This window comes from Escherichia sp. MOD1-EC4550, assembly GCF_963876935.1.
GTDB lineage: Bacteria > Pseudomonadota > Gammaproteobacteria > Enterobacterales > Enterobacteriaceae > Escherichia > Escherichia coli_F.
In genome coordinates this window covers 55,190-69,869 of sequence record NZ_CAWNSE010000015.1, presented here as the reverse complement: position 1 = coordinate 69,869, position 14,680 = coordinate 55,190, and the positions used below count along the sequence as shown (strand labels likewise).

Here is a 14,680-nt window from a genome sequence, read left to right as displayed (position 1 = left end):
AACACCCTCGCTGAAGTATCTTACTTATACAGATGATTCATCTTTGCTGAAAGTAATCTACGTGATTGCCTGATGCGACGCTTACGCGTCTTATCAGGCCTACAGCATATGTCATCTGGATGACTTACATCTTCTCCAGCAACTTCTTCACATCTTTGCCATTGCGGGAATCTTTATTCCGCTCGGCCCAGTCATTCAGGCGACGTTTGGCTTCGTCCTGTAGATGTTTGCGTAGCAGCTGGTCCACTTGCAGGCTGTAATTAAGTTGCTGCCAGTTGCCATAAACCCGCAGCGGTACTGGCGTTTCTTTTAGGAAATCAATCAGTTTGCTTTCCCCGTTCCAGCCACCCACGACCCGAATATCAAACTGGGTGTCGCAGGTTTGATCTGCCAAATTCAACATGCCTTCCCCTGTCAGCGCCAGCACAGGCGATTGACCTTGCATGTCGTTTAACGTCACGACGCCATCCTTCAACGTCAAATCGGTGGTAAAGCGGTCAAGACGCGTCACGTTATCGAAGTTTTCAGCGGCCTTCACATCACCACCATTACGCTCTACCGCTTGCTGAATCATCTGCTGGAAGTTCATCCCTTCCATGCGTGTGTCCGTCATTTCGACATGCGCCTGTCCTTGCCAGTTGTGGCGGAATGCGTCGGCATCTATGTCAGCACCGGAGAAATCACCAGCCAGTGACATCTTTCCGGTCAACGAAATCGGATAGTTAAACGCCTTCAGAATGGTGCCAATCTCAACGTTTTCCAGCCGTGGCTGGAAGATTATCCGCGGACTTATTGATGTCGCGTCCAGCGTGCCCGGCAGCGAAACCTGTCCACCGTTAAGCTTGCCCTGCAGTTGAGTAATTTCCAGCAAACCCGACTTGTTGGTCATTTGCGTGGCAACGTCTGTAAAATTCATTCCGCGCCAGCGCACGTTACTGGCCTGCAACAAAATATCAGCCGTAAAGCCTTGCAATCCCTGATAGGCCGGTTCATCAATACGCGAAGAAATGACCGGGCGCGGCAACGTGGATTGGCTCTGCCCCTGCTGCGCGGCACCGTTTTCACCGTTCGCTGTTTCTTTAAGCGGGATGAGGTTGTCAAGATTCAGTTGCGGGAATTGCAGTCTCAGCTGCCATTCCGGTTTCTCTGTCAGCGTGACCTGTGCTTGCCCGCTCAGCGTACTGTCATTGGCGGTCAAACTAATTTGGTTAAATGACAGGCGTTTATGTGACTCCTGCCACTGGGCCTGGAAACTCCCCTGCCCCTGAATACCTTGTTTTGGTAAATCGGCACCCTGCAACTGCCAGTTAATTTGTTCAATAGCCGCCGTTAAATCATGCGGATAATCAGAAGCATCTACCGTACCGTTAAGGGATATCGTGAGATCGCGCTGATCGCGATTAACCCGCCCGGAGAACTCAAATGAGCCACGATGTTGGGGATCTTGTTCCATTTGCAGGCGGATATTGCGGATTGTCACCTGCTCATCATCTTCATGCTGGAACACCAGCACGCTGTCCGCCACCTTAAGACTGGAGATATCAAACGACCATCCGCGATCGTCTGACAGATCCGGCAAGGTATTGTCGCGCGGTGCAACCGGGGCATCTTCGCTGCGTACCGCTTCCGTCTGCGGCGTCAGTTGGATCACTGCCCCTTTTAGCATCACCTGCTTAACACTCAGTTGATGACTCAGCAGTGGTAAAAGCGCCACGTCCAGACGCATGTTGTCTGCGCGAACCAGTGGCTGGCTCGCGCCCTGGGCAGTGAGAGACATTCGCCCGGAGAGGATACTAAGTTGCGGCCAGACGTGCCAACGCAGTGGCCCGTCGAGCTGCAATTGATAACCGCTACGTGCAGCAACTTGCTTGACCATATAGTCGCGGAAATCATTCGGATTCACCAGCAACACTAACGCAGATAACCCGGCCACCAGCACGACCAGGAGTATCATCAGCGTCGTCAGAAATCGTCTCATGGTATCCTCAATGGGCCTGAATTAGTCTTTATCGATTCGGCTGGCTACCGCGCCCTGCTGGTTGCGATATTTCGCATCTTCACGGCGGTTGTAAGGTCGCGCCGCCGGGCCGGAAAGCGGCTCAAAGCTCAGCGCACCAATTAACATGCCCGGACGCAGCGCCAGCGGCAGCTTACCGGAGTTGTAGAACTCCAGCACAATGCAGCCAGACCAGCCCGGATCGATACGGTGCGCGGTGACGTGCACCATAAGCCCCAGACGCGCCAGTGAGGAACGACCGTCCAGCCATCCCACCAGATCGGCTGGCAGCGTCACCGACTCCAGCGTCACCGCCAGCGCCAGCTCTCCTGGGTGAAGATAAAACGCCTCGCTTTCATCGAGTACGATCTCATCGCTCATCACGCGGTCAAGCGCGGCGCTCACTTCATCTTTGGGACCGCTCAGATCGATAAACGCTGCCGTGTGACCACGGAAGGTACGAAATTTATTGCCCAGGCGCACATCCACCGTCGCGCCATTAATACGCTCCACTGGCGGACGTGGGTTGATCGACAAACGGCCTTCATCAAGCCAGGCTTCAATATCTCGGTCACACAGACGCATGGCATTTTCTCCTTTCGCGCATCACTCCCTTAACGCCAATTACGTCAAGGGCATACCAGGTTATCACTGAACGGTACACAATTTATCAAGCTTATTCAAAGAACTGACTTATTTTCGCTTTCAATATATCGATGGCGATGCGGTTTTTCCCGCCGCGCGGCACGATAATGTCCGCATATTGTTTAGAAGGCTCAATGAATTGCAGGAACATCGGGCGCACAGTTTTTTGATATTGCGCCATCACGGAATCCATTGAACGCCCACGCTCGTTAACATCACGCTTGATGCGGCGCATCAAGCAAATATCCAGCGGGGTATCAACGAAAATTGAGAAGTTAAGTTCATCACGCAAACGCGCATCCGTCAGCAGCAAAATGCCTTCGAGAATGATGACCTTCTTCGGCTCAACCTTTACCGTTTCTTTCATACGCGTATGTTCAACATAGCTGTAAACCGGCAGGTCAATTGCCGAGCCGCGTTTCAATGCTTGTAAATGCTCAAGCAGCAGGCTGTGATCCATCGCGCTGGGATGGTCGTAGTTGGTCTTAACGCGTTCTTCCATCGACAGATGGCTTTGATCTTTGTAATAGCAGTCTTCGGGAATTACGCCGATGTGTTCATCACCGACTTGCTCACGTAATTCACGATAAAGGGTACTGGCAATAAGACTCTTGCCGGAAGCCGATGCGCCAGCGATACCGATAATGACGCACTGATGAGACTGATCAGTCATATATTTAGCGACCTGATTAACCTGGATGTTAGGAAGGGGGCGACGAAGCGCCAAACGCGGCAATTATAGGGATTTCATCCGCCTGATACCAGTCGAATAGCGTTGCCGCGCGCTCAGAGTAATTGTTGACGAATAATTCCCGGTGGCAAATTACGTTGTTCAGTTTTAATGCAAGGTAAAAAATGTTATACGTCGTTGCGCAAATTATCCGCCTTTACGTCACTTTATGAGCAATTCGCATATAAAATGTAAAACTTTTGTACTAGCATAAACACAGAAACGAATACTGGCGACCTGGTCTTGCGGATAAAGCGGTAATGAGCAAACAATCACAGCATGTATTAATTGCCCTGCCCCACCCGCTGCTTCACCTGGTCAGTTTAGGTTTAGTCTCGTTTATCTTTACCCTTTTCTCGCTTGAACTTTCGCAGTTTGGAACTCAACTCGCCCCATTGTGGTTCCCGACATCCATCATGATGGTGGCGTTCTATCGCCATGCCGGGCGCATGTGGCCGGGGATTGCGCTGAGCTGCTCGCTGGGAAATATCGCCGCATCCATCCTGCTTTTTTCCACCAGCTCGCTGAACATGACCTGGACGACCATCAATATTGTTGAAGCCGTGGTCGGGGCAGTGCTACTGCGTAAATTGCTGCCGTGGTATAACCCCTTGCAAAATCTGGCTGACTGGCTGCGTCTGGCACTCGGCAGCGCCATTGTTCCACCTCTGTTAGGGGGTGTTCTGGTTATCCTGCTGACGCCCGGAGACGATCCTCTCAGGGCATTTTTGATATGGGTACTGTCAGAATCCATCGGCGCACTGGCACTGGTGCCGCTGGGATTGTTATTTAAACCACACTATCTGCTGCGCCATCGCAACCCAAGGTTGCTTTTTGAGTCGCTGCTCACGTTAGCCATCACACTGACGTTAAGTTGGCTTTCGATGCTGTATCTGCCGTGGCCTTTTACTTTCATTATTGTGCTGTTGATGTGGAGCGCCGTGCGCCTGCCACGAATGGAAGCCTTTTTGATCTTCCTTACCACGGTGATGATGGTGTCACTGATGATGGCCGCTGATCCCTCCCTGCTTGCTACGCCGCGTACGTACCTGATGAGCCATATGCCGTGGCTACCGTTTTTGCTGATCCTGCTGCCCGCCAACATCATGACGATGGTGATGTATGCCTTTCGTGCGGAACGCAAACACATTTCCGAAAGCGAAACCCGCTTTCGGAACGCGATGGAATATTCCGCCATCGGCATGGCATTAGTGGGCACCGAGGGGCAATGGCTGCAATCCAACAAAGCGCTCTGCCAGTTTCTCGGTTACAGTCAGGAAGAACTGCGCGGACTCACCTTTCAGCAACTGACCTGGCCGGAGGATCTCAATAAAGATCTGCAACAGGTTGAAAAGCTGATAAGCGGTGAAATAAACACCTATTCAATGGAAAAACGCTACTACAACCGCAATGGCGATGTTGTCTGGGCGTTGCTTGCCGTCTCACTGGTGCGCCACACCGATGGTACGCCGCTCTATTTTATCGCTCAGATTGAAGACATTAACGAGCTAAAACGCACCGAACAGGTGAACCAGCAACTGATGGAGCGCATCACGCTGGCTAACGAAGCGGGCGGGATTGGCATCTGGGAGTGGGAGCTAAAGCCGAATATTTTTAGCTGGGATAAGCGGATGTTCGAGCTGTATGAAATTCCTCCGCATATCAAACCGAACTGGCAGGTGTGGTACGAGTGCGTGCTGCCGGAAGATCGCCAGCACGCCGAAAAAGTGATTCGCGATTCATTGCAATCGCGCTCTCCCTTTAAACTGGAATTTCGCATTACCGTGAAAGATGGCATCCGCCATATCCGCGCCCTCGCCAACCGGGTACTGAATAAAGAAGGCGAAGTCGAACGCCTGCTCGGCATTAATATGGATATGACCGAAGTGAAACAGCTTAACGAGGCATTGTTTCAGGAAAAAGAGCGCCTGCACATTACGCTGGATTCCATCGGCGAAGCCGTGGTCTGTATTGATATGGCGATGAAAATTACCTTTATGAATCCGGTGGCGGAGAAGATGAGCGGCTGGACGCAGGAAGAAGCGTTAGGTGTTCCGCTCCTGACGGTGTTGCATATTACTTTTGGCGACAACGGGCCATTAATGGAGAACATTTACAGTGCCGACACCTCACGTTCCGCGATTGAACAAAATGTGGTGTTGCACTGCCGGAGCGGCGGCAGCTACGACGTGCATTACAGTATTACGCCGTTAAGTACTCTGGACGGCAGCAATATAGGCTCGGTTCTGGTGATTCAGGACGTCACCGAATCACGCAAAATGCTGCGCCAGCTGAGCTACAGCGCCTCCCATGATGCACTGACGCATCTCGCCAATCGCGCCAGTTTTGAGAAGCAACTACGCATCCTGCTGCAAACGGTAAACAGTACACATCAGCGACATGCCCTGGTGTTTATCGATCTTGATCGCTTTAAAGCGGTGAATGACAGCGCCGGACACGCCGCTGGCGACGCTTTGTTGCGCGAACTGGCGTCATTGATGCTGAGTATGCTGCGCTCCAGCGACGTGCTGGCGCGACTCGGTGGCGATGAATTTGGTCTGCTGCTGCCAGATTGTAATGTCGAAAGTGCGCGTTTTATCGCTACACGCATTATCAGCGCCGTGAATGACTATCACTTTATATGGGAAGGACGTGTACATCGGGTAGGTGCCAGTGCCGGGATTACCTTGATTGATGACAACAATCATCAGGCGGTTGAAGTGATGTCGCAGGCTGACATCGCCTGTTATGCCTCCAAAAATGGTGGCCGCGGCCGGGTGACAGTTTACGAACCGCAGCAAGCTGACGCACATATCGAACGGGCGGCGATGTCGATTGATGAACAGTGGCGGATGATTAAAGAGAATCAGTTGATGATGATCGCCCACGGCGTCGCTTCGCCACGGATCCCGGAAGCGCGTAATTTGTGGTTGATATCACTAAAACTCTGGGGTTGCGAAGGCGAGATTTTTGATGAACAAACATTTCGTCGTAGCTTCGGTGATCCGGCGCTTAACCATGCTCTTGACCGCCGGGTACTCCATGAATTTTTCCAGCAGACCGCAAAAGCGATTGCCAGTAAAGGCTTAAGCATCGCCCTCCCCCTTTCTGTTGCCGGTTTGAGTAGCGCCTCGCTGGTGAATGAACTAATTGAGCAGCTGGAAAATAGCCCTCTACCACCACGGTTATTACATCTGATTATTCCGGCAGAAGCGGTTTTCGATCACGCAGAAAGCGTGCAAAAACTACGGCTGGCGGGATGTCGGATCGTACTCAGCCAGGTGGGTCGAGATCTGCAAATTTTCAACACGCTGAAAGCGAATATGGCAGATTACCTGCTACTTGACGGTGAGCTATGCGCCAGCGTGCAGGGTAATTTGATGGATGAGATGCTGATTACGATTATTCAGGGGCACGCTCAGCGACTCGGGGTGAAGACTATCGCCGGGCCAGTTGTTTTACCCTTAGTGATGGATACGCTTTCTGGCATCGGCGTTGATCTGATTTATGGTGATGTGATTGCCGATGCCCAACCGCTGGATTTGCTGGTGAATAGCAGTTATTTCGCGATTAACTGAGGGAGCGTTTGCCCATTGCCTGATGCGACGCTAACGCGTCTTATCATGCCTACAAATCGCTCATTCCCCAGGCCGGATAAGGCGCTCGCACCGCATCCGGCGACCAACGTCATGCTTCGTCTGGTTGCCAGCCTTCCGTATACCAGATATGCAACAGCGCATAAGAACGCCAGGGCTTCCAGCGTTCGGCATAACGGCGGATTTGTGCCGGTGTCATTCCCGGAAATCGCTGTTTAATCAGATAATCATCCGGCAGGAAAACATCTTTCGCCTGCCAACCACGTAAGGCGAAATAATTCGCCGTCCAGCGCCCGATACCCGGAAAAGTTTGCAGCTTTTTCATCGCTTGTTCTACGTCGCCCGGTATTATCATTGGTAAGGTGCCCTCCAGCGCCGCATTTGCCAGATGAATCAGCGCCTCTGCCCGTTTCAACGGCATACCTAACGCTTTTAATGCCTGCGGGTCGGCTGCAGCCAGCCGCTGAGGCGTGGGGAAGCAGACATATTCCGGGTAATCATCCAGCCGTTCGCCATAAAGCTGTGCCACTCTGGCGGTCAATTTTGCCGCCATCGCCACGCTCACCAGTTGGCCTAAAATCGCCCGCACGCCCTGCTCAAAAGCATCAACACAACCAGGTAAACGCAATCCGGGCCGCGCCGCGCCTAACTTTCCCAACGCACCGTTCACAATCTGCGGGTTACATTGCAGATCAAACAGGCGGCTCATTTTCGCCAGACACTCAGCGGCAACAGGTTCTAAACCTGCACTTAAATTTATGTGCAGAGTATGGCTGGCTATATCCGGAATAGCAGTCACCACGCCGCGATATTCGCCCACCGCCAGACTACGGGCATAAAAATCGTCAGCGACCGTTTCCACACCGCTCACCGCACGAGCGGCGAGAAAACCCAACATCCACGACCAGTCATACGGCGGCTGCCAGTTCAGGGTATACATCGCATCTCCTTGTTAATCCGCTTTCAGCATAAACGTTATTCAGACGCTGCGCTTTGCTTTCATATTCCGGTTGTCGCGACGGCAACATTTCGCTAAAGTCACGCCCCTTCTTCACCGGCATGGGGATTATTTCGTGTTTATTGGTTTTGATTACGGTACAGCAAACTGTTCAGTGGCGGTCATGCGTGACGGTAAACCGCAATTACTGAAAATGGAAAACGACAGCACGCTGCTGCCTTCAATGCTTTGCGCGCCAACGCGTGAAGCGGTAAGCGAATGGCTGTACCGCCATCATGATGTTCCGGCAGACGACAATGAAACGCAGGCGCTATTACGTCGGGCAATTCGTTATAACCGCGAAGAAGATATCGATGTCACGGCGAAAAGCGTGCAGTTCGGTCTTTCCTCACTGGCGCAGTACATTGATGATCCGGAAGAAGTGTGGTTTGTGAAATCACCAAAATCGTTCCTCGGTGCCAGCGGCTTAAAACCGCAGCAAGTAGCACTGTTTGAGGATCTGGTCTGCGCAATGATGTTGCACATTCGCCAGCAGGCGCAGGCGCAATTGCCAGAAGCGATTACCCAGGCGGTGATTGGTCGCCCGATCAACTTCCAGGGGCTGGGCGGCGATGAAGCAAACGCCCAGGCACAAGGGATTCTGGAGCGCGCAGCAAAGCGTGCCGGGTTTAAGGATGTGGTATTCCAGTACGAGCCGGTGGCGGCTGGGCTGGATTACGAAGCCACCTTGCAGGAAGAAAAACGGGTGCTGGTGGTGGATATTGGTGGTGGTACGACTGACTGTTCTTTACTGCTAATGGGGCCACAGTGGCGTTCGCGTCTCGATCGTGAAGCCAGCCTGCTGGGTCATAGTGGTTGCCGTATTGGTGGTAACGATCTGGATATCGCGCTGGCGTTTAAAAACCTGATGCCGTTACTGGGCATGGGTGGCGAAACCGAAAAAGGCATCGCCCTGCCGATCCTGCCGTGGTGGAATGCAGTTGCCATCAACGATGTACCAGCGCAGAGTGATTTCTACAGTAGTGCTAACGGTCGTCTGCTTAACGACCTGGTACGCGACGCCCGCGAACCGGAGAAAGTGGCCCTGTTACAGAAAGTCTGGCGTCAGCGTTTAAGTTATCGGCTGGTACGCAGCGCGGAAGAGAGCAAAATCGCCCTTTCCAGCGCAGCGGAAACCCGTGCATCGCTGCCGTTTATCAGCGATGAGCTGGCAACACTGATTAGCCAACAAGGACTGGAAAACGCCCTCAGTCAGCCGCTGGCGCGAATTCTGGAACAGGTGCAACTGGCGCTGGATAACGCCCAGGAAAAACCGGATGTCATCTATCTGACTGGTGGTAGCGCCCGATCCCCGCTGATTAAAAAAGCGCTGGCAGAACAGTTGCCGGGCATTCCGATTGCAGGCGGCGATGACTTTGGGTCGGTTACCGCCGGGCTGGCACGTTGGGCAGAAGTGGTGTTTCGTTAATTGAAAAATGGCTCAGCAGCGGCTTAAATCAGCCTGCGCCTGAGCCAGTTTTTCTGCCGCCTGACGTAATGGTTCCATCAACGGCATGGTCCGTGCTGGAGCATGAAGGCGGAATCGCTGCAACTCTGTCGCGCCGACAGTCAGCGCCGATTCCAGCCGATGTCGTTTGGCGGTCATTTTCGCCATTACCGCTTGTCTGTCTGCTGGCGTTACCGCTTCATTCGGCCTGAACACAAAACGGCGTTCGCAACTCGCTTTCCAGTCGATAACCGCCTGTGTCAGATGATCACCAAACCCTTTCACTTGCTTAACACCACGACGGGTAACATCTGCTGCTGTTTCAATACCAAAAGACCGTAACGCCGCTTTACGCGCAGGGCCAACACCGGGTATAGAGGCAACATCAATAAAAAATCCCTCCAGAAACTTCTGCTTCTGCCGTTCCCTTGCGGTGTCGCGAAGTGCTGCCACCGCGCGCTTTTCTTCTTCCGGTAAAGCGAGAATTTCGTCCTTCATTTTTTCGAGCATCGTCCGTTTGGCGATAAAACCTTCCAACCCGCCCAACTGTTGGATCTGGCTGACTAAATGGTCATAGTCCATTTTCGCACGATTAAATACCTCACGACGGTGCTGGACTTCTGCTTTGTAAGCTTTGCTTGTCAGACTGCCAATAATCCAGATAGCCGCCAGCACAGGCACCAAAATAATATAACGCGGTTCTGCCTGAAGACCGCAAAGCAACAGCGATAACGCTGACAGTGTGATCTCAATCAGAATGATGTATTCACGCCGTAACAGGCCTAAAGGAAGCGGCCTGCCAGCTGGTTGGAAATGATCGGGTAATGGTAACTGTAGTGCTGGCGGTGCTACTGACGCCATCAACATCGCCCAGACTTTCGCCAGCACAAAATCACCGCCGGTGGTAATGACCTCTTCGCCGAGATCAATAAAATAGATAACGCCTTGATTATCCAGCGCACACCACGGGCAGTCAGTCAAATGACCGGGGTAAACATGCATTGCCGAAACGGTACATTTCTTTAACTGTTGGCGTAGTAAATCCAGTGCCGCAACCCACGCTTTTGCCGTCGGACGCCCGGTTGCCACGCCACTTTCCGTGAATGCCTGCTGAAACATGGCTTCAACATCGCCCGGTAACATCGATAGCGGAATCGATCGTGGCGGCGGTTTTAAACCACGTCGCTGATTATCTGACGCGTAGGCATAACGGAAATGGGCAATATCCGTCTCCAGCGCATTACCCGCATCAGAGATAAGCGGCACACCAGAATAAGGATGCCGCCCACCAAACAATACGTGAAAAATCAGCAATGCAAGGCCAAAATTATCGTGATTCGCGGTGCGTTCAAAGCCAACAAATGATGGCAAGGTTTGCAGCTCTGGCGACGTAAAATGCGACACGCCCACTTCGCATAAATGCAGCGTTCCATTGGCGTTAATCTGAAAGGAGTCGCTATCAATCAACACCACTTTGCTGTCACGGCCTACCATAAAGCTGTTCTGGTTTACGTCACCCACGACGTGCCCGTGCTCGTGAACCGTAGCAAAAGATGAAGCAATATTGCGCGCAACATAGAGGAGAAAATCCCACGCACAATGAGGGTAACTCTGACGACGATGTGCCGGGCTATAGATCATATGAATCGGTTCTTTACCTGAAACCTTCGGCATCATAAAACCGATAACCTTCCCACCTCGTCCACTATGAAGCGTTGCCTGCGGCCAGGCGACATAATTCAGCAACTGCGCGTCAACTGTCGCAGCCATAAAGGCAAGTTTATCCTGTTTTAAGGCGGGTGGCGGCGTGTGATAAATCTTGGCAACGCTATCGACAAACTCCTCGATATCATAAACCGCACCTTCGCCGCCTTTGCCCAGTTCACGCCCGAGAGTGGTCAATTCACCTGTCGATGTAAATACTTTTATATTTGTCTTCATAATGTTTCAAGGGCAGTTATATTATATTTCTATGAATAATAACACTGTCCATTATAATTATTTCTATATTGGAAGAGTCCCACTCAAGAATAAAAATGATAATGCAATTTCATCAGGATACAATTCAATTCCAACCTGATAATGATTCACTTCCACAGGTTTTTTGCTAACTTTTACTACACAGGGATTCTGGAGAAAAAATGAAAAAGATATTACTTATGTTGAGTCTGCTATTTTTTACTACCGCAAGCTATTGTGAGATTTCGGATACGTTAGTGACAGGAGGTTATGATAAAAAGGCGATGTCTGACGCCATTCAACATGCGCGGAAAGAAACCGATCAATTCATCGAAGTTATGAATAAAAAAGATGCTGATACTTTCGCAGTCAAAGCCCCGATAACCGATCGCGGAGAAACCGAGCATTTCTGGCTCACGGATGTCACTTATTCTAACGGCATATTTATTGGTATAATAAGCAATGACCCTGGTATTGTTACAAACGTAGAATATGGCCAGGAGTGGAAAATCAAGAAAGAAGATATTTCAGACTGGATGTATACGCACGGAGATAAAATTTACGGTGGTTATACCATTGATCCTTTATTGGTCACCTATCCAAAAGAAGAAGCCGACGAGCTAAGAGCAAAATTAGTTCGCTAGCCAGCCATTATATTGATTGCTTAAACTGGCGGTTGAACCGTTGTCTTCAACCGCCATGCGATGTTCATTCTGTCCACATAGCCAGTGCTAACGTTTTATCATCATCGGTACGCTCGTTTACCGCTGGGCTGGACAAAAACTGCTTTAACAATTCAGGTAATAAATCGAGTTGTTCCTGCGTTGCTGACGCCAGTCCATTGAAAAACGGGGTAAAGAAAGGCACATGCGGAGAATTATCCAGCATATTTAACGCCAGTCTCTGAATACCATCCGTAAATGCTGCAACTCTATGCGCACGCTCAGTGCTGGTGAAAGTTTCCAGTCTGGAAACGGCATCTTCATCGGTAATGAAATGCGTCATGTTGGCATATTCACCCACCATCGGCGTGAGCGGCAATTGCAAACCGTGCCCCAAATCTACCACCACGCCACCATCGCCAATCTGCATAATCAATGTGCCGTTAGGCGATGAAATCAGTCCCAGAAATGTGCAGGCAAAATCGCGAACCGCTAATTCTTTGGCCTCTGCCTCGTCAAAAAATCGCTGACGAATAGTCAGTACAATATCCGTTGCGAGGACATCATTAAGCCCCAATTCCCCACCCTGCACTTTTTGCGATATATAAGCCATCGCTTCATTGACGGCAAGCATCGCACCTTCGCCACCCTGCGAAACGCTGCCTGCGCCATCAGCGACAAATACCGACAATAATGGCTGCTGGTCTTCTAGCCAGGCAACCTGCATCTGGCAGGCATCCTGGCAAGACAAGTCAGCGCTGATGTGCGACGTTCCAACGGCTGATGCATAAACCAGACGCCAGCTCACACTGACGTCCAGCCTTTTGGCGCTTCCAGTACAACTTCCGTTCCCGGCGTGGAGCGGGAAACCGAACGCAGCGAACTGGATAACCAGCTAAACAGTTCGCGGAATTGTAATCCTTGAAGAGGCAAAGGCTGACGAACGCTGATTTGGGCCAGCGTCTTCATATCCGCCCCCTGAACACCGATGGAAAAGAAGGCAAACTTCTTATCTTCTTCCCCCTGAAACACCTTGTTGGCAGCAGCCTGCCACTCATCGGTTGGTGCGCCATCGGTAATCAGGAAAATCCACGGACGATAATAGGAAATACCATTGGCGCGATACTCACGTTTGCGCTCCTCAACCATATTCAGGGCTTTGGTAATGGCGGCCCCCATTGGTGTATCGCCCTGGGCAAACAGGATGGGCGGGAAAAAATTAGCGGCGCTGGTAAATGGTTGTTCCACATGCACCGGGCCGAACGTCACAATACCGAGTTCCACTCTTTTTAAAGCCAGCGAATCGGCAAGCAGCTCATCGCGAAAGGTAACCAATCCGGCGTTAAGTTCATTAATAGGTCTGCCGCTCATTGAGCCAGAAACATCCAACAGCAAAATGCAGGGGCAACGTGGTTCCGGGTTACTGGCAAAATCGCTGGTGGCAAACGTGATTTGTTCGCTCATAAGAAATCCTTTCTTAGAGAATTATTGAGGTCCGGTATCATACCGACTGCAACAATGAAATAAGAGCAGGCAAAGCAACTTTCAGAATTCGGCCCATAAGCGCAGAGGGTTTTGCTATTCGCCCCGCAAGAACGTGGACTTACAGATTGACAATAAGGGTGGAGTAACATAACTTCAGGAGTGAGGGTAGAGCGGGGTTTCCCCCCGCCCTGGTAGTCTTAGTAAGCTGGCCAGCTAATAACTAAGAGCACCACGATGATGAGTAGCTTCATCATGACCCTTTCCTTATTTAAGGCCCCTTCCTCGGGAGGGGCTTTCCCGTTTCAGCGTCCCGCTGAAATCGGCGGCCTACCTCCTTTCGCCATGCAAGCAGTCTATCGCTAACTTGCAGATAAAATAGTTTCACATGTGATTATTGCGTAACGTCTCGCAAAGAATATTTGCTGGCAGGATCGCAGACTACAAAGCCTGCGGATTGACAATCTGATTGTGAAGGCATACTTTCAGGAGTGAGGGTTGAGCGGGGTTTCCCCCGCCCTGGTAGTCTTAGTAAGCCGGTAAGCTAATGACTAAGAGCACCACGATGATGATCCACTTCATCATGACCCTTTCCTTATTTAAGGCCCCTTCCTCGGGAGGGGCTTTCCCGTTTCAGCGTCCCGCTGAAATCATCGGCTTACCTCCTTTCGCCCTGAATGCAGTCTATCGCTGACTTGCGGATAAAATAGTTTCATCTGTGATTATTGCGTAACGACTCGCAAAGAATATTTGCTGGCAGGATCGCAGACTGCAAAGCCTGCGGATTGACAATCGGACCGTGAAGGCATACTTTCAGGAGTGAGGGTAGAGCGGGGTTTCCCTCGCCCTGGTAGTCTTAGTAAGCTGGGTAGCTAACGACTAAGAGCACCACGATGATGAGTATCTTCATCATGACCCTTTCCTTATTTAAGGCCCCTTCCTCGGGAGGGGCTTTCCCGTTTCAGCGTCCCGCTGAAATCGTCGGCCTACCTCCTTTTGCCCTGAATGCAGTCTATCGCTAACGTGTAGATAAAATAGTTTCCTGTGTTATTACTGGATGCGTGCTCGCAAAAGTGCCTGCCATTCAGACGATTCCCGACAGTGTTTCATAATTCCTCCATTTTTCTCCCTTATTGGCTGGCTACACTAGTATCATTCCGCGAAAC

The 14,680-nt window shown here is 51.2% G+C and carries 13 protein-coding genes; 3 read left to right on the top strand and 10 right to left on the bottom strand.

The window, feature by feature from the left end:
- Positions 1–124: 124 nt before the first annotated feature.
- The 3 genes from asmA to udk form a co-directional block, all read right to left on the bottom strand.
- Positions 125–1,978 carry an outer membrane assembly protein AsmA gene (asmA, locus tag AACU19_RS11995; RefSeq protein ID WP_105278918.1) on the bottom strand — a complete coding sequence of 618 codons (1,854 nt, stop codon included), beginning with the start codon at positions 1,976–1,978 and terminating at the stop codon, positions 125–127.
- A gap of 21 nt (positions 1,979–1,999) precedes the next feature.
- Complete coding sequence (gene dcd, locus AACU19_RS11990) at positions 2,000–2,581, bottom strand: dCTP deaminase (RefSeq protein ID WP_001234777.1); 582 nt, start codon at positions 2,579–2,581, stop codon at positions 2,000–2,002.
- Between the two features lie 91 nt (positions 2,582–2,672).
- Positions 2,673–3,314 (bottom strand): uridine kinase, encoded by a 642-nt coding sequence (gene udk / locus AACU19_RS11985; protein ID WP_000132077.1) that lies wholly within the window; start codon positions 3,312–3,314, stop codon positions 2,673–2,675.
- A 317-nt stretch (positions 3,315–3,631) separates the two neighbouring features.
- Here udk and AACU19_RS11980 point away from each other — a divergent pair, with 317 nt between their 5' ends.
- Positions 3,632–6,949 carry a diguanylate cyclase gene (locus AACU19_RS11980; RefSeq protein ID WP_105278917.1) on the top strand — a complete coding sequence of 1,106 codons (3,318 nt, stop codon included), beginning with the start codon at positions 3,632–3,634 and terminating at the stop codon, positions 6,947–6,949.
- A gap of 109 nt (positions 6,950–7,058) precedes the next feature.
- Here the strand turns inward: AACU19_RS11980 and alkA are convergent, their stop codons facing one another.
- Complete coding sequence (gene alkA, locus AACU19_RS11975) at positions 7,059–7,907, bottom strand: DNA-3-methyladenine glycosylase 2 (RefSeq protein ID WP_105278916.1); 849 nt, start codon at positions 7,905–7,907, stop codon at positions 7,059–7,061.
- A gap of 133 nt (positions 7,908–8,040) precedes the next feature.
- On the opposite strand from alkA, the gene yegD reads away from it, so the two are divergent.
- Positions 8,041–9,393: a molecular chaperone gene (gene yegD, locus AACU19_RS11970; protein ID WP_105278915.1), complete on the top strand. Its 1,353-nt coding sequence runs from the start codon at positions 8,041–8,043 to the stop codon at positions 9,391–9,393.
- Positions 9,394–9,405: 12 nt separating this feature from the next.
- Here yegD and yegI read toward each other — a convergent pair whose 3' ends face one another.
- Complete coding sequence (gene yegI / locus AACU19_RS11965; RefSeq protein ID WP_105278914.1) at positions 9,406–11,352, bottom strand: protein kinase YegI; 1,947 nt, start codon at positions 11,350–11,352, stop codon at positions 9,406–9,408.
- A 200-nt stretch (positions 11,353–11,552) separates the two neighbouring features.
- Here yegI and AACU19_RS11960 point away from each other — a divergent pair, with 200 nt between their 5' ends.
- A complete protein-coding gene (locus AACU19_RS11960) occupies positions 11,553–12,014 on the top strand; it encodes a YegJ family protein (protein ID WP_105278913.1) in 462 nt (153 codons plus the stop codon).
- 64 nt (positions 12,015–12,078) lie between these two features.
- On the opposite strand, the gene AACU19_RS11955 is transcribed toward AACU19_RS11960, so the two are convergent.
- The 5 genes from AACU19_RS11955 to AACU19_RS11935 all read right to left on the bottom strand — a co-directional run bounded on the left by AACU19_RS11955 (position 12,079) and on the right by AACU19_RS11935 (position 14,427).
- On the bottom strand, positions 12,079–12,840 hold the full coding sequence (locus tag AACU19_RS11955; protein ID WP_105278912.1) for a PP2C family serine/threonine-protein phosphatase: 762 nt from the start codon (positions 12,838–12,840) through the stop codon (positions 12,079–12,081).
- Entirely contained in the window at positions 12,837–13,496 is a 660-nt protein-coding gene (locus AACU19_RS11950) for a vWA domain-containing protein (protein ID WP_000003194.1), read from the bottom strand. The genes AACU19_RS11955 and AACU19_RS11950 overlap by 4 nt, the downstream gene beginning before the upstream one ends.
- A gap of 218 nt (positions 13,497–13,714) precedes the next feature.
- Positions 13,715–13,771, bottom strand: coding sequence for a type I toxin-antitoxin system Ibs family toxin (locus tag AACU19_RS11945; protein ID WP_100249772.1), 57 nt, complete (start codon positions 13,769–13,771; stop codon positions 13,715–13,717).
- A gap of 271 nt (positions 13,772–14,042) precedes the next feature.
- Positions 14,043–14,099, bottom strand: coding sequence for a type I toxin-antitoxin system Ibs family toxin (locus AACU19_RS11940; RefSeq protein ID WP_106907789.1), 57 nt, complete (start codon positions 14,097–14,099; stop codon positions 14,043–14,045).
- A 271-nt stretch (positions 14,100–14,370) separates the two neighbouring features.
- The gene (locus tag AACU19_RS11935; protein ID WP_100249771.1) at positions 14,371–14,427 is read right to left on the bottom strand and encodes a type I toxin-antitoxin system Ibs family toxin; all 57 of its coding nucleotides are present in this window, start codon (positions 14,425–14,427) and stop codon (positions 14,371–14,373) included.
- Positions 14,428–14,680: the final 253 nt, after the last annotated feature.